A 25,742-nucleotide genomic window follows, 5' to 3' on the forward strand; every position below is an offset into this window, starting at 1 on the left:
TCAATTGAGATTGATATGAAATTTTGCGAGCTGTGCCATCGTGAACACTGCTATGGTGTGTCGCAGAGGTTACGTGCATGGTATGGCAAGCCTCGGGAAGCTGACGTTGTCCGAGCATCTCGATGCGCTAATGGCGATTAGCCGCATCGGCAAGTCAATCTGTTGATTCGGTATCCATTACGCGGTGTGCCACCGATGCGATGGGCGCCTCGCATTGTTCGATTGTGCTTCCATTTGAATTGAGAAGAGAACAGCCTCGGATCAAACTCTGGGGACGCAAGGATGTCCGGATATTGCGTGGAGGGACGTCCTCCATTTTGCCGAACTTCGCTGCGATTCACCATGCCTTCCCGCTGTCATTTGTCGTGATGAGCCAGACACGTTATGACGCGTTACCGGACGAGTTGCGAGTTCAGCTCGACAAGGCGGCACTATCCATTCAGGTTTCAAATCCTATGAGAAGCGTGTCATGAGCAACCCGATCAAGAATATCGTCATCGTGGGCGGCGGCACCGCGGGCTGGATGGCCGCCTCGTACCTCGTCCGTGCGCTCCAGCAGCACACGAACATTACGCTCATCGAGTCTGCGGCGATCCCCCGGATCGGCGTGGGCGAGGCGACCATCCCGAGTTTGCAGAAGGTGTTCTTCGACTTCCTCGGGATACCGGAGCGGGAGTGGATGCCCCAGGTGAACGGTGCGTTCAAGGCCGCCATCAAGTTCGTGAACTGGAGGAAGTCGCCCGAGCGCTCGCGCGACGATCACTTCTACCATTTGTTCGGCAACGTGCCGAACTGCGACGGCGTGCCGCTTACCCACTACTGGCTGCGCAAGCGCGAACAGGGCTTCCAGCAGCCGATGGAGTACGCGTGCTACCCGCAGCCCGGGGCGCTCGACGGCAAGCTCGCACCGTGCCTGTCCGACGGCACCCGCCAGATGTCCCACGCGTGGCACTTCGACGCCCACCTGGTGGCCGACTTCCTGAAGCGCTGGGCCGTCGAACGCGGGGTGAAACGGGTGGTCGACGAGGTCGTGGAGGTTCGCCTGAACGACCGCGGCTACATCTCCAGCCTGTCCACCAAGGAGGGGCGCACGCTGGAGGCGGACCTGTTCATCGATTGCTCCGGCATGCGGGGGCTCCTGATCAACCAGGCCCTGAAGGAGCCCTTCATCGACATGTCCGACTACCTGCTGTGCGACAGCGCGGTCGCCAGCGCCGTGCCCAACGCCGACGCGCGCGTGGGGGTCGAGCCGTACACCTCCGCGATCGCCATGAATTCGGGGTGGACCTGGAAGATTCCGATGCTGGGCCGGTTCGGCAGCGGCTACGTCTTCTCGAGCAAGTTCACGTCGCGCGACCAGGCCACCGCCGACTTCCTCAACCTCTGGGGCCTCTCGGACAAGCAGCCGCTCAACCAGATCAAGTTCCGGGTCGGGCGCAACGGGCGGGCGTGGGTCAACAACTGCGTCGCTATCGGGCTGTCGTCGTGCTTTTTGGAGCCCCTGGAATCGACGGGAATCTACTTCATCTACGCGGCGCTTTACCAGCTCGTGAAGCACTTCCCCGATACCTCGTTCGACCCGCGGTTGGCGGACGCATTCAACGCCGAGATCGTCCACATGTTCGACGACTGCCGGGATTTCGTCCAGGCGCACTATTTCACCACGTCGCGCGACGACACGCCGTTCTGGCTCGCGAACCGGCACGACCTGCGGCTCTCGGACGCCATCAAGGAAAAGGTTCAGCGCTACAAGGCGGGGCTGCCGCTGACCACCACGTCGTTCGACGATTCCACGTACTACGAAACGTTTGACTACGAATTCAGGAACTTCTGGTTGAACGGAAACTACTACTGCATCTTTGCCGGCTTGGGCATGTTGCCCGACCGGTCGCTGCCGCTCTTGCGGCACCGACCGGAGTCGATCGACAAGGCCGAGGCGATGTTCGCCCGCATCCGGCGCGAGGCCGAGCGTCTGCGGACCAGCCTGCCGACGAACTACGACTACCTGCGGTCGCTGCGTGACGGCGACGCGGGGCTGTCTCGCAGCCAGCCCGGATCGACGCTCGCGGCGCCGGAAATCCTGTAGTGGAGCGCACCCTGGACCGGGTATGCGCATTCGAGGCCACGCACGCCGCGGTGGCGGCCTGCGATCCGCTGCGGGCGCGGGCACTCGTTCTGCAACTGCCTGACCTGAACCGTAAAAAGGACGTGCCCGGCATCGTCGGCCTGTTGCGCGAGTTCCTGCCGGCGCGCGGCGTGCCCTCCGGCTGGGGCTTCGTCGAAGCCGCCGCCGCGATGCGGGACATCGGGTTCTTCCTGGGGTCGCTCAAGCGGCACGGACACGAACCCGCGGACGTGGTGCCCGGGCTCGAGCCGGTGCTGCTCGACCTGGCGCGCGCGACCGACCTGCCGCCGCGCGAGACGCTCCTGCACGTGACGGTCTGGAACCCCGCGGCGGCCGACGCGCAGCGGAGCTACACCGGGCTGCGCGACGAAGGGCACCTGCTCGAGAGCGTGCGCATCTCGATGGCGGCCCTCGAGGCGGCCATCGAAGTGACCGTCGAGCTGTACGACGTACCCCTGCGGTCGCCCGCGTTCGCGCAAGGGTGCGACGAGCTGGCGGCCTATCTGCAGAAAATGGTCGAATCGATCGTTTACGCTTACCGCTTCATCTCGGTACAGGTCTTCTACAACGAGCTCCGCCCCTTCTACGAACCGATTCGAGTCGGGGGCCAGAGCTACCTCGGCCCCGGGGCCGTGGAAATGCCCCTCTTCGTGCTGGAGCACGTGCTGTGGGGCTCGCGATCGGACCACCCAGCTTATCGAGAATTCAAGGAGACGTACCTGCCCTACGTGCTTCCCGCGTACAGGGCGGTCTACGCCCGGTTCGCCGGGGAGCCGGCGCTCGTCGACCGCGTGCTCGGCGAGGCGCAAGCGGCCGGCGCGCGGGGCGAGCCCGTCAGGGCCGGGCTGGCGGCCCTCGACCGGGTCTTCGAGGTCCTGCTGCGCTTCCGGGCACCTCACCTCAAATTGGCGGAGCGGGCGTACGAAGCCGGGCAAAGCGGCCCCGCCATCGGCAGCGGGGGGTACGCGCCAAGCGCGCTCGTCGATCTGCTCACGCTCACGCGTGCCGCGCGGTCCCGCCTCCGCGCCGCGCTCGACGAGCCCTGACACCTGACGCCCGACGCGTGCGGCGATGTGTTCCATCTCACAAGGAGAGTATGCCCCCATGATTCAGAACAGCCCCGCGAACGGGCGCGACAGCAACCACTTCGACGTGATCATTCTCGGCTCGGGCATGTCCGGCACCCAGATGGGGGCCATCCTGGCCAATCAACAGTTTCGCGTGCTGATCATCGAGGAGTCGTCGCACCCGCGGTTCACGATCGGCGAATCGTCGATCCCCGAGACGTCTCTCATGAACCGCATCATCGCCGATCGCTACGGCATTCCGGAGCTCGACCGCATCACGTCGTTCTACTCGACGCAGCGTTACGTCGCGTCGAGCACGGGCATCAAGCGCAACTTCGGCTTCGTGTTCCACAAGCCCGGCCAGGAGCACGACCCGAAGGAGTTCACGCAGTGCGTCATTCCCGAACTGCCGTGGGGTCCGGAAAGCCATTATTATCGGCAGGACGTCGATGCCTACCTGTTGCAAGCCGCCATCAAATACGGCTGCACGGTCCGCCAGAAGACGAGCGTGACCGAATACCACGCCGACAAAGACGGCGTCGCGGTGACCACCGCCCAGGGCGAACGGTTCACCGGCCGGTACATGATCGACTGCGGAGGCCCCCGCGCGCCGCTCGCGACCAAGTTCAAGCTCCGCGAAGAGCCGTGTCGCTTCAAGACGCACTCGCGCAGCCTCTACACGCACATGCTCGGGGTCAAGCCGTTCGACGACATCTTCAAGGTCAAGGGGCAGCGCTGGCGCTGGCACGAGGGGACCTTGCACCACATGTTCGCGGGCGGCTGGCTGTGGGTGATTCCGTTCAACAACCACCCGCGGTCGACCAACAACCTGGTGAGCGTCGGCCTGCAGCTCGACCCGCGTGTCTATCCGAAAACGGACATCTCCGCGCAGCAGGAATTCGACGAGTTCCTCGCGCGGTTCCCGAGCATCGGCGCGCAGTTCCGGGACGCCGTGCCGGTGCGCGACTGGGTCAAGACCGACCGCCTGCAATTCTCGTCGACCGCCTGCGTCGGCGACCGCTACTGCCTGATGCTGCACGCGAACGGGTTCATCGACCCGCTCTTCTCCCGGGGGCTCGAGAACACCGCGGTGACCATCCACGCGCTCGCGGCGCGGCTCATCAAGGCGCTGCGCGACGACGACTTCTCCCCCGAGCGCTTCGAGTACATCGAGCGCCTGCAGCAGAAGCTTCTGGACCACAACGACGACTTCGTCAGCTGCTGCTACACGGCGTTCTCGGATTTCCGCCTGTGGGACGCGTTCCACAGGCTGTGGGCGGTCGGCACGATCCTCGGGCAGTTCCGGCTCGTGCAAGCCCACGCGAGGTTCCGCGCGTCGCGTGACGAGGGCGACCTCGATCACCTCGACAACGACCCACCGTACCTCGGATACCTGTGCGCGGACATGGAGGGGTACTACCAGTTGTTCAACGACGCCAAAGCCGAGGTCGAGGCCGTGAGCGCCGGGCGCAAGCGGGCCGAGGAGGCCGCGGCGCGGATTCACGCCCTCATCGACGAACGAGACTTCGCCAGGCCGATGTTCGGCTTCGGGTACTGCATCACCGGGGCCAAACCGCAGCTCAACAACTCGAAGTACAGCCTGCTGCCGGCGCTGAAGCTGATGCACTGGACGCAAACCAGCGCGCCGGCAGAAGTGAAAAAGTACTTCGACTACAACCCGATGTTCGCGCTGCTCAAGGCGTACATCACGACCCGCATCGGCTTGGCGCTGAAGTAGTCGGCCGACACCTACACGAAAACGATGAACGACGTTCAATTGGATCAAGCGGTCGCCAACGAGCATACCCCGGGGGCGTACGACGCGACCACGCGCCTGGCCGCGAGCTGGTACGTCGCGATGCGCTCGGACGACCTCAAGGACAAGCCGACGGAATTGACGCTCTTCGGCCGTCCGTGCGTGGCGTGGCGCGGCGCGACGGGGCGGGCCGTGGTGATGGACCGCCACTGCTCGCACCTCGGCGCGAACCTGGCTGACGGGCGGGTCAAGGACGGGTGCATCCAGTGCCCGTTTCACCACTGGCGGTACGACGAGCAGGGCCAGTGCGTTCACATCCCCGGCCACAGCCCGGCGGTGAGCCGGCTGGAGCCCGTCCCGCGCGGGGCGCGCCAGCCGACGTTGGTCACCGCCGAGCGATACGGCTACGTGTGGGTCTGGTACGGTTCCCCGCAGCCGCTGCATCCGCTGCCCGAAATCGCCGCGGCCGACGTCGACAACAACGACTTCATGCACCTGCACTTCGCGTTCGAGACGACGACGGCGGTCTTGCGGATCGTCGAGAACTTCTACGACGCGCAGCACGCGACCCCCGTGCACGCGCTCCCGATCTCGGCCTTCGAGCTCAAGCTCTTCGACGATTGGCGCCGGTGGCCGGAGGTCGAGTCGCTGGCCCGGGCGGGCGCGTGGTTCGGTGCCGGGATCGACTTCACCGTGGACCGGTACTTCGGGCCCCTCGGCATGCTGTCGCGCGCGCTCGGCCTGAACATGTCGCAGATGAACCTGCACTTCGATGGCTACCCCGGCGGGTGCGTCATGACCGTCGCGCTGGACGGAGACTTCAAATACAAGCTGCTCCAGTGTGTGACGCCGGTGAGCGACGGCAAAAACGTCATGCACATGCTCATCTCGATCAAGAAGGTGGGCGGCGCCCTGCGCCGCGCGACCGACTACGTGCTGTTCGGGTTGCAGACCAGACAGGCCGCGGGGTACGACGTCAAGATCTGGAACGGGATGAAGCCTGACGGCGGCGGCGCATACAGCAGGTACGACAAGCTCGTGCTCAAGTACCGCGCGTTCTACCGGGGCTGGGTCGACCGCGTCGCCGACGCGACTGCTCGACCGCACGTGCCCTCACCTTGGTCGCGATCGTAATCGAGTGTCATCTCGGGTCACCCATCCCTCGGGCGAAATCATGCGGCCGCACAGCAGCTCGGTGAAGCATGCCGGCGAACAAAGCGGCACGGCGATGAGCAGAACGTCGATCCATTCGCGAATGGTAAAACCGTGTGCGTTCAGTCACGGACATGGGCGATCGGCAGAGGACCAGAACCGATCCTCATGGGCCGCTGCGTTGCTTGCGCCAAACCGTCGCGCAAGCAACGCGGAGGCCTCACGACTGCCTGTTCATATCAAGATTTTTTCGAATTTCACACTGCTCCCCCTCATCGGGGTGCGGTGCTGCACGATCCTGTCGCAGACCGGTATTGGCGCTGATCACGCTCGTCGACTTCATCGGACGGACGCCAGTCCGCCAACGGTACCGATACGCCGCCCTTCTCTATCCTGCACGCCTCATGAACCCGTACCTCGTTGCCAGGGCGCGGCTTCCAGCAGGACATCGCCGTATTGATCGATGGGAAAGCTCAACGCGCCCCTGAAGTTCACGTGCGCAAAATGCGCAGGCCCCATCCGGCGCAACCACTCGTCGTCGACCCGTCGTCCTTTGCGTCGCCAGCCGTCGCCCGTCGCCTGCATGCGCTGCGTGTTCCAGGCGATCACAAGGTTCGTCAACATTTCATCGCGACGTCGACCGCGCTCGGGGGCCACTCTGCCGGTGTAGATCGCGAGCTGAAGCTGGTGGGCCGATGCACCGGGTCGCCGTCACGCGTCGAAACCATTCGCCGAGCCATACTTTCGGAACCACCCGAGTTGGTGCACGCCGCGTGCGCCGCGGCGTTAGTATGAGGGTGTCGTTCGGCGTCGAACGCAAACCCGCCACCGCCGCGTGACATCGACAGCGAGTTCTTACTGCCATCGCCCATGCCCAGGAAAAAGACCAACGTCTGGCTCAGCGGTCTCGATCTGCTCTCCAGCCTGACGGTCGCTCGGCCGAAGAAGAGGAAAAACGTCGCGCGCAAACCGCCGACGGTCAAGACCGCTCGTCCGGTCGCCACGAAGCGCGTCGGCAAACCGCGTACGGGCCGCCCTCCATCGATGCGAGCGGCCGGTCGGTGGATACGCTCGTTTCATTCCGCGCCGCCATTGGCCGGCCGGCTCGTCAACCATCTCACGTATGCGTTGTATCTGCCGGCTACTGCGGCGGTGCCGGCGGAGCTGCCCCTCGTCGTCATGCTGCATGGTTGCCGGCAGACTGTGGAGTCGTTCGCCGCCGGCACGCGCATTTGCCGGCTCGCCGATCGCGCCGGTTTTGCGGTGCTGCTTCCCGAGCAGGCGAAGACCGCGCACCCTCATCGATGCTGGCATTGGCACGAGAACCTGACGCACTCCGAGGCGCCTGCCGTCGCATCGCTCGTCGCGGCGATCGTCCGGGAACACGGCTTCAACCATCAGCGCGTCTATCTCGCGGGCATCTCGGCGGGAGCCGGCCTCGCCGCGGTTCTAGGGATTCACTACCCCGCGCTCTTTGCCGCCGTCGGTCTACACTCGGGCCCGGTGTTCGGTGTCACAAGTTCCGCCATGAGCGCCATGCGCGTCATGCGTAATGGCAGTCGTGAAGATCCGCTGCGCCTGATCGAGGCGTCGGTCGACGTCTCCAGCTATCCGGGCATGCCTGCCATCATCGTCCACGGTGAGCTCGATGCCGTTGTCGCGAAGCGCAACGCCGCACAGCTCGGCGTCGAATTTGCACGGCTCAACCAGCTGGTCGATGCCCAAGGCGCGTTACGCGTCGGCGAACAGCGCACATATACGCGCGATGCTGTCGACTACGTGGACTTTCTGAAGGCCGGCCGGCTCGTCGTGAGGATCTGTATCGTTCGAGGCCTCGGTCACGCTTGGAGCGGTGGCGACCCTCGCGAAGCGTTTCATTCCGACAAGGGTCCTGACGCGACGGCGAAGCTTTGGGATTTTTTTAGACGGCAGCGTCGCGGCGCCGCATGAAACGTGACCGCGCCTGTTTCGACGTTCGCCCAGCAGGATGGACTCAATAAATGCTGCCGATTTGCGAAAGTCATTAGTCGTGACGTGCCGACCCAGCTATTCAGCCTCTTGATTGCCGCACACGACGCGCCACACCGACCACTTCCGGCACTTTGAATTACCTATTCGTCAAAAAGTTGACAGGATTGGGTATAGTTACGCATCCGCCCCACGTAACGAGATCGCAACATTCCAAATGGGCTCTATCGCTCACCGCCGGCCGGAAAAAAAACGGACGAATCTGCTTTTTCGTCTTCCAGAATAACTAAATTCTTCCGATTATCGAGGGACTATGGATTTGCTTGCGGCCATGCGAATATTCGTGCGGGTTGTCGAGCGTGGCAATTTGTCGAGGGCCGCGAAAGATCTCGGCCTGGGCCAACCTACCGTTAGCGACCGCGTCGATCGGCTCGAACGGTTTCTCGGCGTCAAATTGCTGCTTCGGAACACGCGTGCGGTGTCGTGCACCGATGAAGGCATTCTGTTCTATCAGCGAAGCAAGATCGTGCTCGACGCGGCCGACGAGGCACGGGCCGTCGTCACGCTCGGCAACAAGATCGTGCGTGGGCGCATTCGCATTGCCGCGCCACATGGGTTGGGCGAAGTCGTGCTGCCGGAAATACTCACGGTAATCCGCGAACATAATCCGCAGCTCTATATCGATCTCGTCCTGAATGACGAAATCACCGACCCCGTCACCGAGGGCGTCGATATTTCATTGCGGCTCGGCCAGATCGGCGATGGCAATTTCGTCGCGCGTCGATTGGGTTATGTACGACGCGTACTGGTCGCGTCGCCGCTTTATATCGAAAAGCACGGGCTGCCGGAGGAACCGACCGACATCGTCGGGCACCCATTCATTCGCGTCACGGGGCTCTTCAACGACGGCCAGCTTCGCCTGATGTGCCCGTCTAAATCGGTGCGGCCGACGCCGATCAACGTCGTCATCAGCACCAGCCACTGGCGGCCGGTCTACGAGCTACTGCTGAACGGCGCGGGTATCGGCGTCCTTCAGGAACACGTCTGCATCGACGCCCTGGAATCCGGCCGGCTCGTCAGGCTGCTGCCGGATTACACGGTACCGGGATTCGACCTGCATGCGCTGCTGCCGGTCACGCGGCCCGTCCCTTCGAAGACACAGGTCGTCGTGAAGATCATCGAGGAGTATCTGCCGAAGGCGATGGCGCGGGCTGCGGACGGCGCGCTCGACATATAGCGCGCCGCGCCGGATCGATCGGCAGCGCATCGCGCGCGGCCGGCAGGCGGCGGCACCGACCGCGATTCCGCCGGGCGGATGCCGCAGCAAGGACGGTCAGGTTAGCTGACGGCATCGAACGGAGCGAGAGTCGATGAAGCCGATGCCGGATGCGCGCCCGAGACGGTGACGATCGACAAAACACATCCTCATCCGTGCATCAACGTTCGCATATTTCACTTTTCCCGCGCCCGGAAACGGGAGCGGGTCGGGTGGCCGCAAGCAGCGCGGCGCCGATGGCCATGATGGCCACCATCAACAGCAGGCACGCGCGGAAACTCCCGGTCGACGTCCGCAGCCAGCCGATCGCCGCCGGGCTGAAAAAGCCGCCCAACACGCCGATCGTATTGATCAGCGCGATGCCGCCCGCGGCGGCGGGTCCTTTCAGATAGGCGGATGGAATGGTCCAGAATACCGTGTAGGCCATCCACATCGCGGTCGTCGCAATCGTGATGCAAATCAGCGAAACATCGAGCCTGTCGCTCGACAAGGCAGTAGCGGCGAGCGAAATCGCGCTGACCAGCGCCGGAATCGCGCTGTGCCAGCGCCGCTCGTTGCGGCGATCGGAACTACGGCCGGCGACGATCATGCCGATGGTCGCGGCAACGAACGGAATCGACGAATAGAGGCCGATCTTCATCGGATCGGTGACGCCGCCGGCCGCCAGCAGGCCGGGCAGCCAGAAATTGATCAGGTAGATGCCGCAAATGACGCAGAAATAGGCGGCGCTCATCAAATAGACGTACGGGTCCTTCACGACTTCGGCGAAACCGTGCCGCTTCGCATGTTGAGGCTTCGCGGCCATGTCGACGAGTTCCTGCCGCTCCTCGGGTGACAGCCACGATGCCGTCTCGGGGCGATCGGCAAGCAGCACGCGGGCCATGATGCCGAGCGCGACGCACGGCAGCCCTTCGATCAGGTACATCCACTGCCAGCCGGACAGGCCGCCCAAGCCTGCGAAGGTCGTCATGATCCACATCGACAGCGGGCCGCCGAGCACGCCCGCAAGGGGGCCGCCGATCATCACTGCGGCGATGGCTTTCGCACGGCGGGATTCGGGATACCAGCAGGTCAGATAGAAGAGGATGCCCGGCGTGAATCCGGCCTCGAAGACGCCCAGGAGAAAGCGCAGCACATAGAACGTCGTCGCATCGCGCGTCGCGACCATGGCTGCGGACGTCAGGCCCCACAGCACCAGGATCCTGCTGATGGCCTTGCGTGCGCCGGTTTTCGGCAGCAGCAGGTTGGACGGCACCTCGAAGAGCGCGTATCCGATGAAGAATATGCCGGCGGCCAGCCCGTATTGCGCATCGGTCAAGCCGATGTCGGACTGCATGTGCAGCCGGGCGAAACCAACATTGAGCCGGTCAAGGCATGCAAACAAATAACAGATGAGCAGAAAGGAAAGCAGGCGGCGGTCGAGCCGGCGATACAGCGCCGACGTGCGATCGCCATTCTGGAGCGAGACGACAGTGGACATGCCGGTCCATATGAACGCATCCCGTTTGCAGCAGTTTTCATGTGTGTCGACAGGCAGGACGGGTTGCAGCGCTCCATATCGCCCGTTGTTCTCCTGGCGCAGGCATTCAGGTTTGGCGAACCCCGGTCCTGCCAGGCTTGTCATCACACTCGATTACTGTGCAACCTTTCGACGTTCACCCTGTATTGAACGTTGATCTTCTCGCTCGCGTGTGCCGTTCTGGCCGGTTTCACGCTAACGTAGCCTTTTCGGTACAACCTGTCGTGAGCCGGACGCCTTCGCACGAGTCAACACCGCTCGCGCGCCGTGCATCCGGTTTTCGATAGCGGCAATCCGCTCTCCCCGGCCGACCGTGGCGCTGCGCCCGGCATCGGACCGGGCGCAGTGGGGGCGCGGTTTGTCAGGCGACTTCGGACAATTCGGGCGCCTCCTCCTCCTGGTATTGCCTGACGCGCGCGCGGAACGTGTCCGAAAGCGGCACCGTCGATTCCGTCACGTAGTCGTAAGCGACGTGCGTCGACGCGCCTCGCGCGATCACGGTGTCGGCGTCGTTCGCGAGCGTGATCAGGTATTCGAGGTCGAAGCTCTTCGTGCCGAGACGCGTGATTCGCGCGCTCAATTCGAGCGATTCCCCCCATTTCGCGGAACGGACGTATTCGCACGACGTCTTCAGCATGATCTGCGGAATGCCCTGATCGAGCGGCACCTCCAGCAGTTCATGCGCGTAAGCCATGTATGCATTCAGCATGTACACGTAATACATCGTCGCGCTGACGTGGCCGGCGGGATCCTGGTCGCGATACGTGACGTCGAATTTCTGTGTGAAGGCTCGGGTCATCTTGGCACCTGTGGGTTGAGGTTGTGCCCGCCGGACTGCCCGGCGGGTCGGGTCAAGCAAACGTTGAATGCCCGATGGCATCCGCGCATCGCGCGAAAGCTTGCGGCGCGATGCCGGACGGGCCGGGGCATGCGCGTTACGACAGCACGCACTGGTCGAGGTAGGGTTTCCCGCCATGCGCGTGCACGATCGAGCCGCCGCGCATCTCGACGATCGGCAACTCGGCGAGGGCATTGACGACGTGCGCCATCGTCGGCAGGTCCGACCAGCTCGCGACGTTGAAGCGCACGCGCGCATCTCCGACGTGCCGCCTGTCGATCGTGACGTACGGGTCGTGAACCGGCGTCAGCGTGACCTGGCACAGCTCGGTCTCGCCCCAGTCGCCGGTGCGCGGCGTGTACTTCAGCATCAAGGTGCCGTCGGACCGGGCCGGCGGCGTGTCGGCGACCGGCTCCCGCAATCCCGTCACGCCGAGTTCGAGAAAGCGAAAGCCCATCCAGCTCGCTTCGCAATGCTGTTCGCCGTTGAACTGCCGCGGCGCCGCGACGTCGGCATAGAGCTTCGGATGACCGATCTCGTCGCGGCCGGTGATGATCGGATCCGCAAGGTTTTCCCATACCGCCGCGAGAAACTTTCCGGCGGCGCGGTCGCGCGTCCCCGCAAAGATCGCGGGCCAGCTCACGTGAACCATCGTGTAGCCGCGTCCGGCGAGCCAGTCGATGCCGGTCAGGTAATGGAACTCGACGGTCACGACGGGCTCGCCGGCGAGCGTGAAACGTTCCGGAAGATGCCGTTCCAGCCGGGCGGCGTCGGTGAGGAACGACGCGGATACCGTCATGCGCGTCGGATTGCGGTGCGGGTCGACTGCGAGCGCGTTCGGCACCTGCCGGGGGCCCGGTGCCGGTCCGAAGTGAGTGGGCATTCGATAGATGCGCCCCTTCTCGAACGTGTAAGCCAACGAACACCTCCTTCGTCTGTACGCGGGCCGGCCGCCGTGTGCGGCCGGCCCGCGCGTCGTTTTACCGATGGGATGCCAGACCCGCGCCGGCATAGATGATTTGCAGCTCCCCCTGGATTTCGCGCATGAGATTGCCCGAACTCGCGTTCTGCGGAAGGTTCTGCAGGCGGAACAGCACGAACGGCTCGGTGCCCGACGGGTTGCCGATGGCGTGATAGCCCCAGGCGGGCACGAACACCGTGTCGCCCGGCACGAGTCGCTCGCACGTCTGGTCTTCGCCGAACGCCATTTCTCCGGAGCCCGAATGAACGATGTACAGATGCCAGAATGAATGGCGATGCCGCTCCGTCATCTCGCCGGGCTTCAGTACCTGGATGACGAGTGACAGATCGGGGGCGACTGTCCCGTGCTCATCGACTCTGCCGCCTGACAGCGCAAGCGTGCCCTGCGGGTTGTGCGGGCGGCTGCGCGTCATTGACTCGATCGACTCCCACTTCCAGACCACAGGGTCGGCCGGGGGTTTCGACGTCAGTTCGAGATATTCCGAAAACGAGAGAATGTCGCCTTCGATCGTCTGCATGGTTACTCCTTGTTGTACGCAGGGTGGGATGAACAGGTATCCGGATGGGCATCGCGGAACGCCGCGAGCTGCATGCATGCGTCATGAATGCGCGATACGGTCGGATACGGCGCGATATCGATGTTGACGTTGCGGGCCGAGACGATTTGCGGCACCAGCGCGAGGTCCGCGAGCGACGGGCGATCGCCGTGACAGAACCGGCCTGTCTCGGCGCTGCCGGCGAGCATCGTCTCGAGCGCGCCCAGGCTCGTGGTGATCCAGTGCTGCTTCCAGCGGAGCACCACGCCGTCGTCGCAGCCGGTCGCCTCTTTCAGGTATTGGGCGACACGCATGGCCGTGATCGGGTGGGTGTCCGCCGCGACCGTCTGGAACAGCGCGCGCACGCGCGCGCGTTCCTGCGTGCCGGCAGGCAGCAGCGGCGGGTCCGGATATTCGTCGTCGAGATACTCGACGATCGCCGACGACTGGGTCAGCACGCGGTCGCCGATCCGCAGCGCGGGCAGCAGGCCTTGCGGATTGATCGACAGATACGGATCGGCGCGGTGGGCGCGCGCATCGAGATCCTGAACGACCGTCGTGTAGGCGACGCCCTTCAGATTGAGCGCGATACGCACGCGGAACGATGCCGACGAGCGGTGGAAATCGTGCAGGGTCAGCATGTTCAGTTACCCTCCAGCGCTGCTGTCAACGCGGCTTCGGGCGCGGCTGCGAGCGAATCGCGCGCCGCAGTGGTGTCGTCGCCCGGCACGCCGATGCGGGCCGGGCCGGTGGCCTGTTCGGCCGCGATCATGTCGAGCAGTTCGAGCACGCAGCGCTCGGCGTCGCGCGTCTGCCGCGACGCGATGCCCGGACGCGGCAGCGCATGCGTGTAGAAGTGCGCGCCTTCGATGGGAAAGCCGATGGCCCAGAGGCGCGACTGCGCTTCGCCGTCGCGGCCGAGCGGATGCATACCCGTATCGACGTCGAGTCCGCCCGGGTGGTAGTCGCCGTTCCGGTACGGGCGGACGATGCCGCGGCCGAGCAGTGCGGTCGAGAGCGGCGAACCGTCGGTGGCCGGCGAATACGGATCGAGCCGTGCGACGACGAGCACGTCCGCGTAGCGGCGCTCCACCCGCTCGCCGTATTGCGCCTCGATGCGGAAATGCGCGCACGTCTCGTCGGCGACAAGCCGCGCGCCGGGGCCGCCGGCGATGTCGAGCAAGCCGGCGCGATGCAGCGCGAGGTGCTCGCGATTGCGCCGCAGCGGCGGGCCGAACGACACGCGGTTGGTGATGGCGTTGAATTCGTCGACGAAGTAGCGATGCGAATCGGGCGTCAGTCCGCCGTATTCGACGGCCGCGCGCAACGCTTCGCGCGTATCGCGCAGCACGTCGGTCGCCGCCTTGACCGGGCTCGTCAGGTTGCCGAGCAGCGCGTGATGCAGGTCGTCGCGCATGAGCGCGAAAAAGAACGTGCGGAACGCGTCGAAGGATTCGAACGTCCTGCCCTCGAGCGGCCACAGAATCTGGCCGATCGCGTGCAGCTCATCCGGGCGCGGCTCGAACCCGTCGGCATCGACGTTGCCGCCTTGCAGCGCGAGCCTGTACGCGTAAGCCATTTCCTTGATAATCAGCGGCAGCACGTCAACGCGGAAATCGATCCGGCTGTTGCCCGTCGTGTCCAGCGCGGCCGCACGCAATGCCGCCACCGCGTCCGGCGTGAAAAAGCGCGGGCGATGGCGCCCCGTCAGCCCCTTCTGGTTGATCCCGCGCGCGGCGAACGGCAGGCAGTTGCGGGAGAACAGCAGGATCTGCGGTTCGAGCCCGGACTTCTGGTATTCGAGTTCGCCGTCGCGTTCGACGTAGCGTCCGCCACGGCCGATCGTCAACGCAGACACGACATCGTGTGCGGTCAGGCCGAACCCCTGTATGGCGACGGTCGCGGTGGGGGCGATATCGTTCAGCGTCTCGATCGGGTATGGCGACGGCACGTATGCGAGCTGCGCGTTGTTGGCCTGATGCCGCTCCGCGAACTGCGCGAGGCGCTGGTCGCTCTCGGTGGGCCGGCGCGTGCCGTGGCCCGTCGTCAGGAACACATAGTGCGCAAAGGCCGGCGCACTGTCGTCGACATGCAGTTCGTAGCCGCGCTTGGCCGGCACGAGATCGACCACGCGGGCGCGGCGATGCGTCACCGCGACGCTGCGCGGCAGCGCGGCGACGATCCGTGCATAAACCCAGGACAGGTATTCGCCGAGCAGGCTGCGCGGCAGATGGTCGGCATCGTCGAGCGGGCGGCCCGCATCGACCGACGTCTTCCGGAACGCGCCGTCGACGTAGCGATATCCGCTGTCATGCGCCCATTCGACGAGCGACGGCGCGCCGTGCCGGCCCAGCTCGCTCGACGGCGCGAACATCGTCACTTGCGACGCGACGGTGTTGATCATCAAGTGATCCGGCTGGCGCGACGGATGAGCGCCCTGCCCGCATTCGCCGGCGTCGAACACCGTGATGTCCAGCGCGACGCCGGCCGGAATATTGCGCGCGTGCTCGACGAGGCGCTCGAGCACGGTGACGCCGCGCGGCCCCAAGCCAATGATCGCAATCGAAATCGTGTTCGTCATTGCGTTTCTCCCGTTTCGAGTTGAACGTCGGCCGATGCTGTCGCCGGGTTCGATACCGCCGCGCGCGACGCATCGGCGGCGAGGTGCGCGTCGCTCAAGGGCGGCGCGTGCAGCGCCACGATGTCCGGATGCCCGTTCCAGCGCGGGAAGCGCTGGCGCACCGCCGGATCGTGGCCGGGAATGATGTGGTCGGGGCCGTCCGCCAGCGCTTCGATCACCGCATGCCCGTCGAGCATGCGCGCGACGTTGAAGACGATCGGGAACGGGCGCTTCGAGCGGATGTGGTCCCAGTAGTGCGCGGCGTCGCTGGCCAGCACGACATGGCCTCGCGCCGTGCGCACCCGCACCACCTGCAGGCCGGCCGTGTGGCCGCCGATCAGGTGCGTGTGGATGCCGGCTGCCACCTCGTGATCGCCGTCGGCGAATCGCACGCGGCCCGCGTGCAGCCGTTCGATCGCCGCGCACACGTCATGCGCCTCGAACGGCTTGCGAATCGCTTCGTGACACATGCAGCGCCCGGTGCAGTACGCCATCTCCGCATCCTGGATATGCAGCGTCGCCCCGGGAAACTCGCGGATGTTCCCCGCGTGGTCGTAGTGCATGTGCGTGATGATCACGTCGTCCACGTCTGCCGCGTCGATGCCGAGCTCGCCCAGCAGCGCCACCGGCGAATGCAGATAGCGGCGCTTGCGCCGGGCGGCCGTCGGCGCGTCGAACCCTGTGTCGACCAGCACCGTGCGGCCCATGCCGCGAATCACCCACACATAGAAGTCGAGCGGCATGGAGATGTCGTCGTGCGGATCGTCGCCGAGATAGTTCTCGCCGCTGCGCCGATCGTCGTGCGTCGCGTAACGCAGCGCAAAGACTTCGTACTCCGCGCTTTCCTGATCGAGAAGGCCGCTCATTCCACTGCCTCCAGCAAATCGGGGCGCACGGCGTCGCGATGGGCCACGGCGATGGTCCGGCCCGATCCGCCGGCGCCATGCTCCATCGCTGCCAGTTCGTCCTGGAAGAAGAAGGTTTTTTCGCCGAATGCGGGGACGAGCTCGTCGAACCAGGTCGCTTTCGGATCGAACTTCGCATAGAACGGCCGGCGCACCCATTCGGGGTTGCGGGCCTGCAGCAGTTGCAGCGCGAACACCTTCTCGCCGGCCAGCTCGACGATGCCGTCCACCATCACCTTGCCCGGGAACGCGCTCATCGATGGGCCGCGCACGGTGCGGGCGAGGCCCGATATCGAGCGGTAGGCGGCCTGGAAAATCTCGTATGCGCGCGCGAGCGGCAGCTTGAAATAGTCGCTCGGCCCGGTGTCGCGTTCGACGAACATGTAGTACGGGATCGCTCCGAGCCGCACGCCCGTCGTCCACAGCTCGGCCCAGGCGGCCGGGTCCTCGTTGATGTGCCGGATCAGCGGCGCCTGGATGCGTACGCTCGCGCCGGTGCCGATGATGCGCCGCATGGCCCGCTGCGCGATCGGATGCTGCAGTTCGCGCGGATGGTTGTAATGGCCCATGATCGCGAGATTGCGCCCGGACGCCACCACCCTTTCGAACACGCGCAGCAGGTCGTCCGAGTCCTTGTCGCTCACGAAGCGCTGCGGCCAATAGGCGACCGACTTCGTGCCGATCCGGATGTTCTGCAGATGGTCGAACTCCGGTGCGAGCAGCGGCTCGAGGTATTCGCCGAGCGCGCGGGCGCTCATCACGAGCGGATCGCCGCCCGTCACGAGAATGTCGGTAACTTCCGGATGACGCCGCAGATAGGCGGTGAGCTCCTGCGACGAACGAGCGTCGAACTTGAGCTCGTCCATGCCGACGAACTGCGGCCAACGGAAGCAGAACGTGCAATACGCATGGCAGGATTGCCCCGCACTCGGAAAGAACAGCACCGTCTCGCGATACTTGTGCTGCAGGCCGCTTAGCGGCACGCCGTCGAGATAGGGCACGTTGTGGGTCAGCTGCCCGGCGGGGTGCGGGTTCATCCGCAGGCGGATCCGGCGAACGACGGCTTCGATGCGCGCTTCGTCGGCACCTTCGTGGATGAGATCGCGGATCGCCACATACTCGTCGTCCTTCAGCATGTCGCGATGCGGGAACGTGAGCCGGTAGATCGGGTCGTCGGGAACCTTGTCCCAGTCGATCAGCTCGTTCAGCACATAGGGATTGACTCTAAACGGCAGCACGCGCGAAACGACGTCGACGGCTTCCTGAAGCTCGCCCGGCAACAGCTGCCATTGCGGCGATTGGGAAACGGTGTGCCTCGTATACGGCTTGAACTTCCACAGCTGATCCTGACTCATGACGGCCCTCTCCAGCAGATTAGATTTATGAATGTGACGACATCTGAATCAACTTCCTGGTGATAAAGGTGATGCATTAAGTACAGCGAAACAACTAAAGCAAATCGAAATCGATGGAACGGCGTGTTGCATTGCCGTTCGCCGCCGGTGCTCAGGACACGGCGCTTACATCGAGCGGCGCGCCCGTCTTCGCCTTGATCTCGCCGGCGCTCACACCGTCGGCGAGTTCGACGACCCTGAGACCGGCCGGCGTTACTTCGATCACGCCGAGATCGGTGATGATCAGGTCGACCACGCCGACACCCGTCAGCGGCAGGTTGCACTCGTCGAGAATCTTGTGCTGATCGCCCTTCGCGACGTGCTCCATCAGCACGACGACGCGCTTCACGCCCGCGACGAGGTCCATCGCGCCGCCCATCCCCTTGATCATCTTGCCCGGGATCATCCAGTTCGCGAGGTCGCCCTGCTTGCTGACCTGCATCGCACCGAGGATCGCGAGGTTGATATGGCCGCCGCGGATCATCGCGAACGCGTCGGCCGACGAGAAGATCGACGAACCCGGCAGCGTCGTGACGGTCTGCTTGCCGGCGTTGATGAGATCGGCATCAACTTCATCCTCGGTCGGCGACGGGCCGATGCCGAGCAGCCCGTTCTCCGACTGCAGCCACACCTCGACGCCTTCCGGCACGTGGTTCGCGACGAGCGTCGGCAGGCCGATGCCGAGGTTCACGTAGAAGCCGTCCTGCAGTTCCTGCGCCGCGCGCGCGCCATCTGGTCACGATTCCAGGCCATGTCAGTCTCCTTTCGCGCGTACGACGCGTTGTTCGATGCGTTTTTCCGGCGTCGCGTTCAGCACGATGCGCTGCACGAAAATCCCCGGCGTATGAACCTGGTCCGGATCGAGTGTGCCGTTCTCGACGATCTCCTCGACCTCCACCACGGTGATCTTGCCGGCCATCGCGCACATCGGGTTGAAGTTGCGCGCGGTGCGGCGATAGATCAGGTTGCCGGACTTGTCGGCCTTCCACGCCTTCACGAGCGCGACGTCGGCCGTCAGCGACGGCTCGAGCACATAGTGACGATCGCCGAACTGGCGCGTTTCCTTGCCTTCCGCGATCACGGTGCCGTAGCCGGTATTCGTGAAGAACGCGGGGATGCCCGCGCCGCCCGCGCGCAGCTTTTCCGCGAGCGTGCCCTGCGGCGTGAATTCGAGCTCGAGTTCGCCGGCCAGGTACTGGCGCTCGAACTCCTTGTTCTCGCCGACATACGACGAGATCATCTTCTTGATCTGGCGCGTTTCCAGCAGCAGGCCGAGACCGAAACCGTCGACGCCCGCGTTGTTGCTGATGCAGGTGATGCCCTTGACGCCTGAATCGCGCAATGCGCCGATCAGCGCCTCGGGAATGCCGCACAGGCCGAAGCCGCCGATCGCGAAGGTCTGGCCGTCGCGCACGATGTCCCGGAGCGCTGAAGCAGCGCTCGAATGAAGTTTACTCATACGTAATCCTTATTGAGATTCGCGCCCGTCGGACGCGAATCGCCGGTGTAGGAAACCGATTCAGCGGGAGGATGTCGCGGGGTCAGACTTCGGCCACACTTTCTGGAATGGAATGATCTTCAGTTACGCTGTCGAACAGGAATCCTTCGTAATCGCGTTCGATGATGCCTTCGCATACGGCGATGTAGGAATCGAATCCCTCGAGATCGAGCAGGACGGCACGCGGCTTGCCGGGCACGTTTGAGCCGACGTACCAGGAGTTGCTCTGATGGATCAGCGTCTTCTCCGCGATTGCCTGGATGCGTGCCGTCCACGCTTCTTGCGCCGCGCGAGTCGGCTCGACGGTAGCCGCATCGTGGTGCGCGGCGCGCTCGATCAGCTTCATCACGAGTTCGACCTGGTGCTCGTCGCACGGCACCGCGCTGCTCAGCGAGGCAGTGCTGCCGGGACCCGCGATGTTGAAGAGGTTGGGGAACGCCGCGCTCATGAGCCCCAGATACGTCTGCGGGCCGTTCTTCCACGCGGTGCGCAGCGATTCGCCGTCACGCCCGCGAATGTCCACGTTCAGCAGCGCGCCCGTCACCGCATCGAAGCCGGTTGCGAATACGATCATGTCGAGTTCGATCTCGCGGCCGGCTGCGACGATGCCGTTGCGGGTGATCGACTCGATCGGCGTTTCCTTCAGGTCGATCAGCGACACGTTGTCGCGATTGAAGGTTTCGAAATAGCCGCTGTCGGCGCACAGGCGCTTCGTCAGGATCGGATGGCCGCTCGGCGTGAGCTTGTCGGCCAGCACGGGATCGTCGATCTTCTCCCGGATCTTCGCGCGGACGAACGCCGTCAGCGTGTCGTTCGCGTCCTTGTTCGTCAGCAGATCGTTGTACGACGTGTAGAAGCACAGCCCGCCCGCGGCCCAGCGCGCTTCGTATTCGCGCAGGCGTTCTTCCGGCGTGACGGACAACGCCGAAATCCGCAGCGGTTGACGCGGTTCGCCGCCGACACAGACGAAGCCGCCGGGCGATTGCCATTCCATGCGGCGCAGTTCCGCGTAGTTCGCCTTCATTTGCTGCTCGTATTCCGCATCCATTGGACGGTTGCGCAGCGGGATGCTGTAGTTCGGCGTGCGCTGGAACACGGTGACGTGCGCCGCCGATTGCGCGGCGACCGGGATGAACTGAATCGCCGACGAGCCGGTGCCGATCACGCCGATGCGCTTGCCGGCAAGGTCGACCGTGCCGGTCGGCCAGCGCGACGTGAAGTAGGTTTCGCCGGCGAAGCTGCCGTATCCGGGGACGTCCGGCACCTTCGGCGCGGACAGGCAGCCGGTCGCCATCACGCAGTAGCGGGCATGCAGGCGTTCGCCGGCTTGAGTGACGAGCGTCCAGCGGGCGCGCGATTCGTCGAACGTTACGGCATCGATCCGCGTGCCGAGTCGGATGTGTTCATAGAGCCCGAAGCGGTGCGCGACGTGATCGAAATAGCGCAGGAGTTCGGGTTGCGATGCATAGCGTTCCGTCCAGCGCCATTCCTGCTCGAGTTCGCGCGAGAACGAGTACGAATACTCGAAGCTCTCGATGTCGACGCGTGCGCCGGGATAGCGATTCCAGAACCAGGTACCGCCGATGCCGTCCGCCGCGTCGACGAGCCGTACGGACAGGCCGGCTTCCTTGGCCCGATGCAGCATGTACAGGCCGGCTACGCCGGCGCCGACGATGACCATATCGAATGCGGCGTCCTCGTCTCTTGATGCGATATTCACCATGTCAGTCCTTCAATATGAACGTGTTGCTGGATTGATCGGGTACTTCCGTTTCGATACAGGGAGAGCACGCGCCGGCCTGGAATCCGGCTGGCGCCCGGGCGGCATCGCGGCAGCGATGCGCGCGCCGGGAGAAGACACATCAGTCGTAGGCGCGAGAACCGACGGACACGGTCGGCGCGGACCACTTTCGGCCATACGCCAGCATCATCACGAAGCTGAGGACGAAGCTCAGGCCGCCGACCATCAGCAGGCCGAGCTCGCCGAGCACGGGCAACAGGTTGGTGAGGAAGCCCGTCACGACCCAGGCGATCGCCATCACGGAGCCGGCGACGCCGAGCGCCCAGCCCTGACGGTCCTCGGCCACCGCGTCCGAATACGCGGTGTACATGGTGGTGTATGCAACCATGTCGAAGCAGCCGACCACCATGCCGAGCACCCAGAGCGTGTTTTCGTGCGGAAACAGCGCCGACAGCACTTGCCCGATGCCCGCGATCAGCAGGCCCGTCTTCGCGATGTCGACCACGCTCCAGATTTTCAGCATCAGCCGCACGATCACCATCAGCCCGAACACGAAGGACAGGCCGATCAGGCCGCTGAACAGGCCGAGCTGCGAGCTCGTGTACTGGAATTTCGTCTGCAGCACCAGCATGATCGTCTGAAGATACAGCCCGTAGCCGACCTGCATCAGGAAGAACACGATCGACAGGAACGCGATGCGGCGGTGCGTGCCGGCCTGGTAGATGATCCGCAGCGGCATCAGCAGGTCCACACGCGTGTTGCCGGTCGGCGCGACCGCGTTGCGATATGACCAGAACGTCCAGAGCCCGCAGACGACCGACAGCGCGGCGACCAGCAGGAACGGCGTGCCGTAGTTGAAGAACGGTGCGATCGTGCGGTCCGACGTGACGCCGCCGAGCACGGGGCCGACGATGACGCCCGCGCTGAACGCGATCGACATGATGCTCATGTTGTACGCCTTGGTTTCCGGCGTGCTCATGTCCGTGATCGCGGCCTGCGCGATCCCTTGGCAACCGGCCATCAGGCCGCTCAGGCCGCGTCCGACCAGCAACAGCGCGATACTCGGCAGCAGCGCGCCGAGCGCCATCAGGAAGTAGCTGAGAGCCAGGCCGAACACGCACAACAGCATGATCTTCCGCCGGCCGTAGCCGTCGGACAGCTCACCCATCAGCGAGGAGCCGAAGAACATGCAGAACGGGTAGACACCGTACCCGAGCCCCAGGTAGAAATTGCGAAGTTGCGGACTCGTATCGGCCCCGATGATGCCGGATTGGGGATCGGAGAAGATCGCCGCCATGATCGGGTACACGAGCCCGAACCCCATCGCGTCGATCGCAATGGCGAGCAGGCATGGACCCAGTAGTTTGATATTGAGTTTGGACATGTATGGCCTCGGTAGTAACGTGACAGCTACAGTAGTCGAAGGCCGGATTTGCGAGTAGAGACGTATCTGCAATAGAAATTATCGTAGTTACTGATAACCGACGACTTCCTTTCGGAAATGTAAGGAATGGCTGGTGGAGGCGGGTTTGCGGCCCGGCCGGGCGTTGGTGCACGGACGGGAATTCAATAGGACGACGTAATAGATGGACAGATCGACGAAGACTTTCCGGGACTCTGTCGCAATAGGGACGGCCGGCGATGCGGGGTGTCGGGAAGCTTATTGACGACTACGCGACGGTGCCTGCCGCCCTGAAGCCGTTCGAATCCGCGTCTTACCCCCGCAGCCGCCGGTGCCATTACACCGCCCCATCCCCGGCTCCTTTACGCCGCCCATCGACACGCCGAGCTGGCAACGCGGCGAGCCCGCGCACCGCCGCCGCGTTCTCGGCGTCATCCTCGCTGCGGCCGGCGATCTCGTCCAGCGCCCGGTTGTTGGTGTACGGCCCGAACACCCCAATCGACACCATCACGATCAGCATGCTGCCGCCGATCAGCACGAACACCGCGGACACCCCGGCGCGCTCGAGCAGCAGCGCGACGATGAAACTGCTCGCGATTCCCGTCAGGCGGCCGATCGAATGCACGAAGCCGAGCGCACGCCCGCGGATCTCGGTCGGAAACACTTCCGACTGGTACGCGGTGCCGTTGCTCGCGAGCACCGTGTTGGACAGCGTGACGAGCAGGCCGAACGCGATCACGAACGGCGCCTGCGCCGACATCGCGAACGCAGTGCCGAACAGCGCGACGCCGAACGCCGACGCGACGATCAGCCACTTGCGCTCGATCCGGTCGGCAAGCAGGCCGGCGACGAATGGCGACACCGGATACGCGAACGCGATCACGAACGCATACCAGAGGCTCTTCGTGACGGTCGCGCCCTGCGCGGCGAGCAGCGTCGGCAGCCACTGGCTGAAACCGAAGAAGCCGATGCTCAGGAATGCATTGAACACGATCAGCATCGCCGTGCGGCCGCGATGCTGCGCATCCCACATCGACGGCGCGCGCCGCGCGGCCGGCGCTGCGACGGCCGGCATCCGGACCGCGGGCAGCGGCCGGCCGGATTCCCGCTCGACTGCCTGCTCGAGCCGCTGCAGCACGGCTTCGGCCTCGGCCTCGCGGCCGGTGCGGGCGAGCCACCGCGGCGACTCCGGCAGCCGCGACTGCAGCCACCAGACGACGACCGCGCCGCTGCCGCCGAGCAGCACGACCCAGCGCCACCCGGACATGCCCAGCGGATCGTGAGGCACCCACAGCCACGACACCAGCGCGAGCACGGGCATCGCGAGATAGCCGACCGCGAAGCACAGCGCGAACGCACGGCCGCGCACGGCCTTCGGCACCAGCTCGGTCAGGAACGCGCCGATCGTGATCAGCTCCGCGCCGATGCCGCAGCCCGCGATGAAGCGGCACACGAGAATGCCGAGCGCATGGGTCTGCACGCACATCGCAAGGCTCGCCGCCGTGTAGAGCAGCAGCGCGCCGGTGAACAGCGCGCGCCGCCCGAAGCGGTCCGCGAGGCGCGACACGAACATCTCGCCGACGAACAATCCGGCGAACGTCGCCGCACCGAGCGCGCCCTGGTCCGACATGCCGAGCACGCCGTGCGAGCCCGCGTGAAAGATGCCGTCGCGAATCAGCCCCGGCGGCAAGTAGGTCATCTGGAACAGGTCGTAGACCTCGAAAAACCCGCCGACGCTCAGGAACAGCACGAGCATCCAGATGCTGGCCGTTGCGGGCAGGCGGTCGATGCGCGCGGCAATCGACGCCGCATGGGAATGGGACATGGCGACTCCTCGATGATCCGCCCGCGCAGCGTGCGCGAAGCGGCGGACAAGACGCCGGCGCGGCGTGCGCGCGGCGCCGGCGTTCAGACGGTGGCGACCGGATTGACCGGCGACCCGACGAGCCCGCGCAGGTGCAGCGGCGGCGCGGTCAGCAGAAAGCGGTTGCGCCGGTGCGCGCGCAACCAGTTGGCGAGCAGCGTCAGGTGCCACAGCTCGCCGAGATGAATGCCGAGCTTGAACAGGCACAGCTCGTGCAGCGGCATCAGCGCGCCGGGCCGCTCGCGCGCCGACGGATGGCGCGGGCGCTCCTCCACCGCGTGGTTGTCCGCCGCGAGCGCGGCGAGCCCCGATGCGTCGATCCATTCGAGCAGGCGCGGATCGTTGCCGTCCAGCACGCAGCACACGTCCGGCGCACCGGGCTCGCCGCGCGCGTCGGCGTCGAGCAGGCGATCGGCGAAGCCCGTATGCACGCACACGATGTCGCCGCGCTCGACGACCACGTCGTCCTCGCGCAGCACCGCCATCCATTCCGCGTAGCCGATCTTGCGCCGCTCGTCGCCGAAGTGGCGGCGCAGGTCGACCAGCACGCCGCGCCCCTGCACGCCGCTTTGCGCCATCACCTCGATGCCGAGCGCGCGCGCACCGCCGCGCGGCGCGCCCGCTTCGGGCACCTGGATGTGCTCGTCCATCCGGTAGCCGTTGTAGAACACGCGGGATCGCTCGCCGTCGCCCGCCGGATCGAACAGCGAGCCGACGTGCGACAGCGCATCCCATTGCGTCGAGAACTGCGAGTGCATGCAGAACGAATCGTCGCAGACCACGTCGGTTGCGTTGGCAACCTGTTCGTCCGCTCGATAGCCGAAGTACGGCTTGCCGCCGAGCAGCGCCGGCATGATCGCCGGCGGCCGGCGCCGCGCGTTCAGCCCACCGCCGCGCGGTACGTCGAGCGGCAGGCTCAGCGAAAACACTCGGCCTTCGCGCACCTCCGCGACGCCGCGCAGCACCGCGTCGGCCGTCAGCCAGTTCAAGCGCCCTTTCTGATCGTCCGGGCCGAAATCCCCCCAGTTCGAACCGGGCGGCCGATGGGTCCAGCGTGGCTTCATGGTGTCTCCTCCATGCAATGTCCAGGGTGCGGCGGC

Annotated in this window: 20 protein-coding genes and 3 pseudogenes; 7 read left to right on the top strand and 16 right to left on the bottom strand. The window is 65.0% G+C overall.

The window, feature by feature from the left end; genetic code table 11:
* Window positions 1-293 precede the first annotated feature (293 nt).
* From MRS60_RS35100 to MRS60_RS32810, 5 genes are read left to right on the top strand one after another with little or no spacing between them, the layout of a single operon-like run.
* Window positions 294-473, top strand: coding sequence for a hypothetical protein (locus MRS60_RS35100; RefSeq protein ID WP_347814859.1), 180 nt, complete (start codon window positions 294-296; stop codon window positions 471-473).
* Window positions 470-2,086, top strand: coding sequence for a tryptophan halogenase family protein (locus MRS60_RS32795; RefSeq protein ID WP_217589260.1), 1,617 nt, complete (start codon window positions 470-472; stop codon window positions 2,084-2,086). The genes MRS60_RS35100 and MRS60_RS32795 overlap by 4 nt, the downstream gene beginning before the upstream one ends.
* Entirely contained in the window at window positions 2,086-3,171 is a 1,086-nt protein-coding gene (locus tag MRS60_RS32800) for a monodechloroaminopyrrolnitrin synthase PrnB family protein (protein WP_217589258.1), read from the top strand. Before MRS60_RS32795 ends, MRS60_RS32800 begins: the two co-directional genes overlap by 1 nt.
* Before the next feature lie 58 nt (window positions 3,172-3,229).
* The gene (locus MRS60_RS32805; protein WP_243567438.1) at window positions 3,230-4,930 is read left to right on the top strand and encodes an NAD(P)/FAD-dependent oxidoreductase; all 1,701 of its coding nucleotides are present in this window, start codon (window positions 3,230-3,232) and stop codon (window positions 4,928-4,930) included.
* A gap of 24 nt (window positions 4,931-4,954) precedes the next feature.
* Window positions 4,955-6,082: a Rieske 2Fe-2S domain-containing protein gene (locus MRS60_RS32810; protein ID WP_243566900.1), complete on the top strand. Its 1,128-nt coding sequence runs from the start codon at window positions 4,955-4,957 to the stop codon at window positions 6,080-6,082.
* Between the two features lie 12 nt (window positions 6,083-6,094).
* Here MRS60_RS32810 and MRS60_RS35250 read toward each other — a convergent pair.
* Both MRS60_RS35250 and MRS60_RS32815 read right to left on the bottom strand, forming a co-directional pair.
* Window positions 6,095-6,236: pseudogene (locus tag MRS60_RS35250) on the bottom strand (IS701 family transposase); the annotation flags it as partial.
* 266 nt (window positions 6,237-6,502) lie between these two features.
* Window positions 6,503-6,802: pseudogene (locus MRS60_RS32815) on the bottom strand (Tn3 family transposase); the annotation flags it as partial.
* Between the two features lie 168 nt (window positions 6,803-6,970).
* Between MRS60_RS32815 and MRS60_RS32820 the strand changes: the two are divergent.
* On the top strand, window positions 6,971-8,050 hold the full coding sequence (locus tag MRS60_RS32820; protein WP_243566902.1) for an extracellular catalytic domain type 1 short-chain-length polyhydroxyalkanoate depolymerase: 1,080 nt from the start codon (window positions 6,971-6,973) through the stop codon (window positions 8,048-8,050).
* Between the two features lie 331 nt (window positions 8,051-8,381).
* Window positions 8,382-9,305, top strand: a complete 924-nt coding sequence (locus MRS60_RS32825; protein ID WP_034184327.1) for a LysR family transcriptional regulator — start codon at window positions 8,382-8,384, stop codon at window positions 9,303-9,305.
* Window positions 9,306-9,504: 199 nt separating this feature from the next.
* On the opposite strand, the gene MRS60_RS32830 is transcribed toward MRS60_RS32825, so the two are convergent.
* The 14 genes and pseudogenes from MRS60_RS32830 to MRS60_RS32895 form a co-directional block, all read right to left on the bottom strand.
* Window positions 9,505-10,824 (bottom strand): MFS transporter, encoded by a 1,320-nt coding sequence (locus MRS60_RS32830; RefSeq protein ID WP_243567439.1) that lies wholly within the window; start codon window positions 10,822-10,824, stop codon window positions 9,505-9,507.
* 400 nt (window positions 10,825-11,224) lie between these two features.
* Window positions 11,225-11,662 carry an acyl-CoA thioesterase gene (locus tag MRS60_RS32835; protein WP_034184329.1) on the bottom strand — a complete coding sequence of 146 codons (438 nt, stop codon included), beginning with the start codon at window positions 11,660-11,662 and terminating at the stop codon, window positions 11,225-11,227.
* 136 nt (window positions 11,663-11,798) lie between these two features.
* Entirely contained in the window at window positions 11,799-12,713 is a 915-nt protein-coding gene (locus tag MRS60_RS32840) for an acetoacetate decarboxylase family protein (RefSeq protein WP_081938608.1), read from the bottom strand.
* Window positions 12,682-13,200, bottom strand: coding sequence for a cupin domain-containing protein (locus MRS60_RS32845; RefSeq protein ID WP_051983839.1), 519 nt, complete (start codon window positions 13,198-13,200; stop codon window positions 12,682-12,684). Before MRS60_RS32845 ends, MRS60_RS32840 begins: the two co-directional genes overlap by 32 nt.
* Before the next feature lie 2 nt (window positions 13,201-13,202).
* Window positions 13,203-13,859: a maleylacetoacetate isomerase gene (maiA, locus tag MRS60_RS32850; RefSeq protein ID WP_051983840.1), complete on the bottom strand. Its 657-nt coding sequence runs from the start codon at window positions 13,857-13,859 to the stop codon at window positions 13,203-13,205.
* A gap of 2 nt (window positions 13,860-13,861) precedes the next feature.
* Window positions 13,862-15,799, bottom strand: coding sequence for an FAD/NAD(P)-binding protein (locus MRS60_RS32855; RefSeq protein ID WP_243566903.1), 1,938 nt, complete (start codon window positions 15,797-15,799; stop codon window positions 13,862-13,864).
* Window positions 15,796-16,704, bottom strand: coding sequence for an N-acyl homoserine lactonase family protein (locus tag MRS60_RS32860; protein WP_243566904.1), 909 nt, complete (start codon window positions 16,702-16,704; stop codon window positions 15,796-15,798). The genes MRS60_RS32855 and MRS60_RS32860 overlap by 4 nt, the downstream gene beginning before the upstream one ends.
* Window positions 16,701-18,098 (bottom strand): KamA family radical SAM protein, encoded by a 1,398-nt coding sequence (locus MRS60_RS32865; RefSeq protein WP_243566905.1) that lies wholly within the window; start codon window positions 18,096-18,098, stop codon window positions 16,701-16,703. Before MRS60_RS32865 ends, MRS60_RS32860 begins: the two co-directional genes overlap by 4 nt.
* A gap of 151 nt (window positions 18,099-18,249) precedes the next feature.
* Window positions 18,250-18,890 (bottom strand): annotated as a pseudogene (locus MRS60_RS32870) (CoA transferase subunit B).
* Between the two features lies 1 nt (window position 18,891).
* On the bottom strand, window positions 18,892-19,596 hold the full coding sequence (locus MRS60_RS32875) for a CoA transferase subunit A (protein WP_034184336.1): 705 nt from the start codon (window positions 19,594-19,596) through the stop codon (window positions 18,892-18,894).
* Between the two features lie 82 nt (window positions 19,597-19,678).
* A complete protein-coding gene (locus tag MRS60_RS32880) occupies window positions 19,679-21,358 on the bottom strand; it encodes a flavin-containing monooxygenase (protein ID WP_243566906.1) in 1,680 nt (559 codons plus the stop codon).
* Window positions 21,359-21,497: 139 nt separating this feature from the next.
* The gene (locus MRS60_RS32885; RefSeq protein WP_034184338.1) at window positions 21,498-22,760 is read right to left on the bottom strand and encodes an MFS transporter; all 1,263 of its coding nucleotides are present in this window, start codon (window positions 22,758-22,760) and stop codon (window positions 21,498-21,500) included.
* A 355-nt stretch (window positions 22,761-23,115) separates the two neighbouring features.
* Window positions 23,116-24,603, bottom strand: a complete 1,488-nt coding sequence (locus MRS60_RS32890; protein WP_243566907.1) for an MFS transporter — start codon at window positions 24,601-24,603, stop codon at window positions 23,116-23,118.
* 83 nt (window positions 24,604-24,686) lie between these two features.
* Window positions 24,687-25,706, bottom strand: a complete 1,020-nt coding sequence (locus MRS60_RS32895) for a cyclase family protein (protein ID WP_131945711.1) — start codon at window positions 25,704-25,706, stop codon at window positions 24,687-24,689.
* Window positions 25,707-25,742: the final 36 nt, after the last annotated feature.

This window comes from Burkholderia pyrrocinia (assembly GCF_022809715.1).
Lineage (GTDB): Bacteria > Pseudomonadota > Gammaproteobacteria > Burkholderiales > Burkholderiaceae > Burkholderia > Burkholderia pyrrocinia_C.

Coding starts and splice junctions, on each gene's coding strand:
- MRS60_RS32795 (WP_217589260.1), top strand. CDS start 470: ATGAGCAACCCGATCAAGAATATCGTCATCGTGGGCGGCGGCACCGCG.
- MRS60_RS32805 (WP_243567438.1), top strand. CDS start 3,230: ATGATTCAGAACAGCCCCGCGAACGGGCGCGACAGCAACCACTTCGAC.
- MRS60_RS32810 (WP_243566900.1), top strand. CDS start 4,955: ATGAACGACGTTCAATTGGATCAAGCGGTCGCCAACGAGCATACCCCG.
- MRS60_RS32820 (WP_243566902.1), top strand. CDS start 6,971: ATGCCCAGGAAAAAGACCAACGTCTGGCTCAGCGGTCTCGATCTGCTC.
- MRS60_RS32825 (WP_034184327.1), top strand. CDS start 8,382: ATGGATTTGCTTGCGGCCATGCGAATATTCGTGCGGGTTGTCGAGCGT.
- MRS60_RS32830 (WP_243567439.1), bottom strand. CDS start 10,824: ATGTCCACTGTCGTCTCGCTCCAGAATGGCGATCGCACGTCGGCGCTG.
- MRS60_RS32835 (WP_034184329.1), bottom strand. CDS start 11,662: ATGACCCGAGCCTTCACACAGAAATTCGACGTCACGTATCGCGACCAG.
- MRS60_RS32840 (WP_081938608.1), bottom strand. CDS start 12,713: ATGCCGGCGCGGGTCTGGCATCCCATCGGTAAAACGACGCGCGGGCCG.
- MRS60_RS32845 (WP_051983839.1), bottom strand. CDS start 13,200: ATGCAGACGATCGAAGGCGACATTCTCTCGTTTTCGGAATATCTCGAA.
- maiA (WP_051983840.1), bottom strand. CDS start 13,859: ATGCTGACCCTGCACGATTTCCACCGCTCGTCGGCATCGTTCCGCGTG.
- MRS60_RS32855 (WP_243566903.1), bottom strand. CDS start 15,799: ATGACGAACACGATTTCGATTGCGATCATTGGCTTGGGGCCGCGCGGC.
- MRS60_RS32860 (WP_243566904.1), bottom strand. CDS start 16,704: ATGAGCGGCCTTCTCGATCAGGAAAGCGCGGAGTACGAAGTCTTTGCG.
- MRS60_RS32865 (WP_243566905.1), bottom strand. CDS start 18,098: ATGAGTCAGGATCAGCTGTGGAAGTTCAAGCCGTATACGAGGCACACC.
- MRS60_RS32875 (WP_034184336.1), bottom strand. CDS start 19,596: ATGAGTAAACTTCATTCGAGCGCTGCTTCAGCGCTCCGGGACATCGTG.
- MRS60_RS32880 (WP_243566906.1), bottom strand. CDS start 21,358: ATGGTGAATATCGCATCAAGAGACGAGGACGCCGCATTCGATATGGTC.
- MRS60_RS32885 (WP_034184338.1), bottom strand. CDS start 22,760: ATGTCCAAACTCAATATCAAACTACTGGGTCCATGCCTGCTCGCCATT.
- MRS60_RS32890 (WP_243566907.1), bottom strand. CDS start 24,603: ATGTCCCATTCCCATGCGGCGTCGATTGCCGCGCGCATCGACCGCCTG.
- MRS60_RS32895 (WP_131945711.1), bottom strand. CDS start 25,706: ATGAAGCCACGCTGGACCCATCGGCCGCCCGGTTCGAACTGGGGGGAT.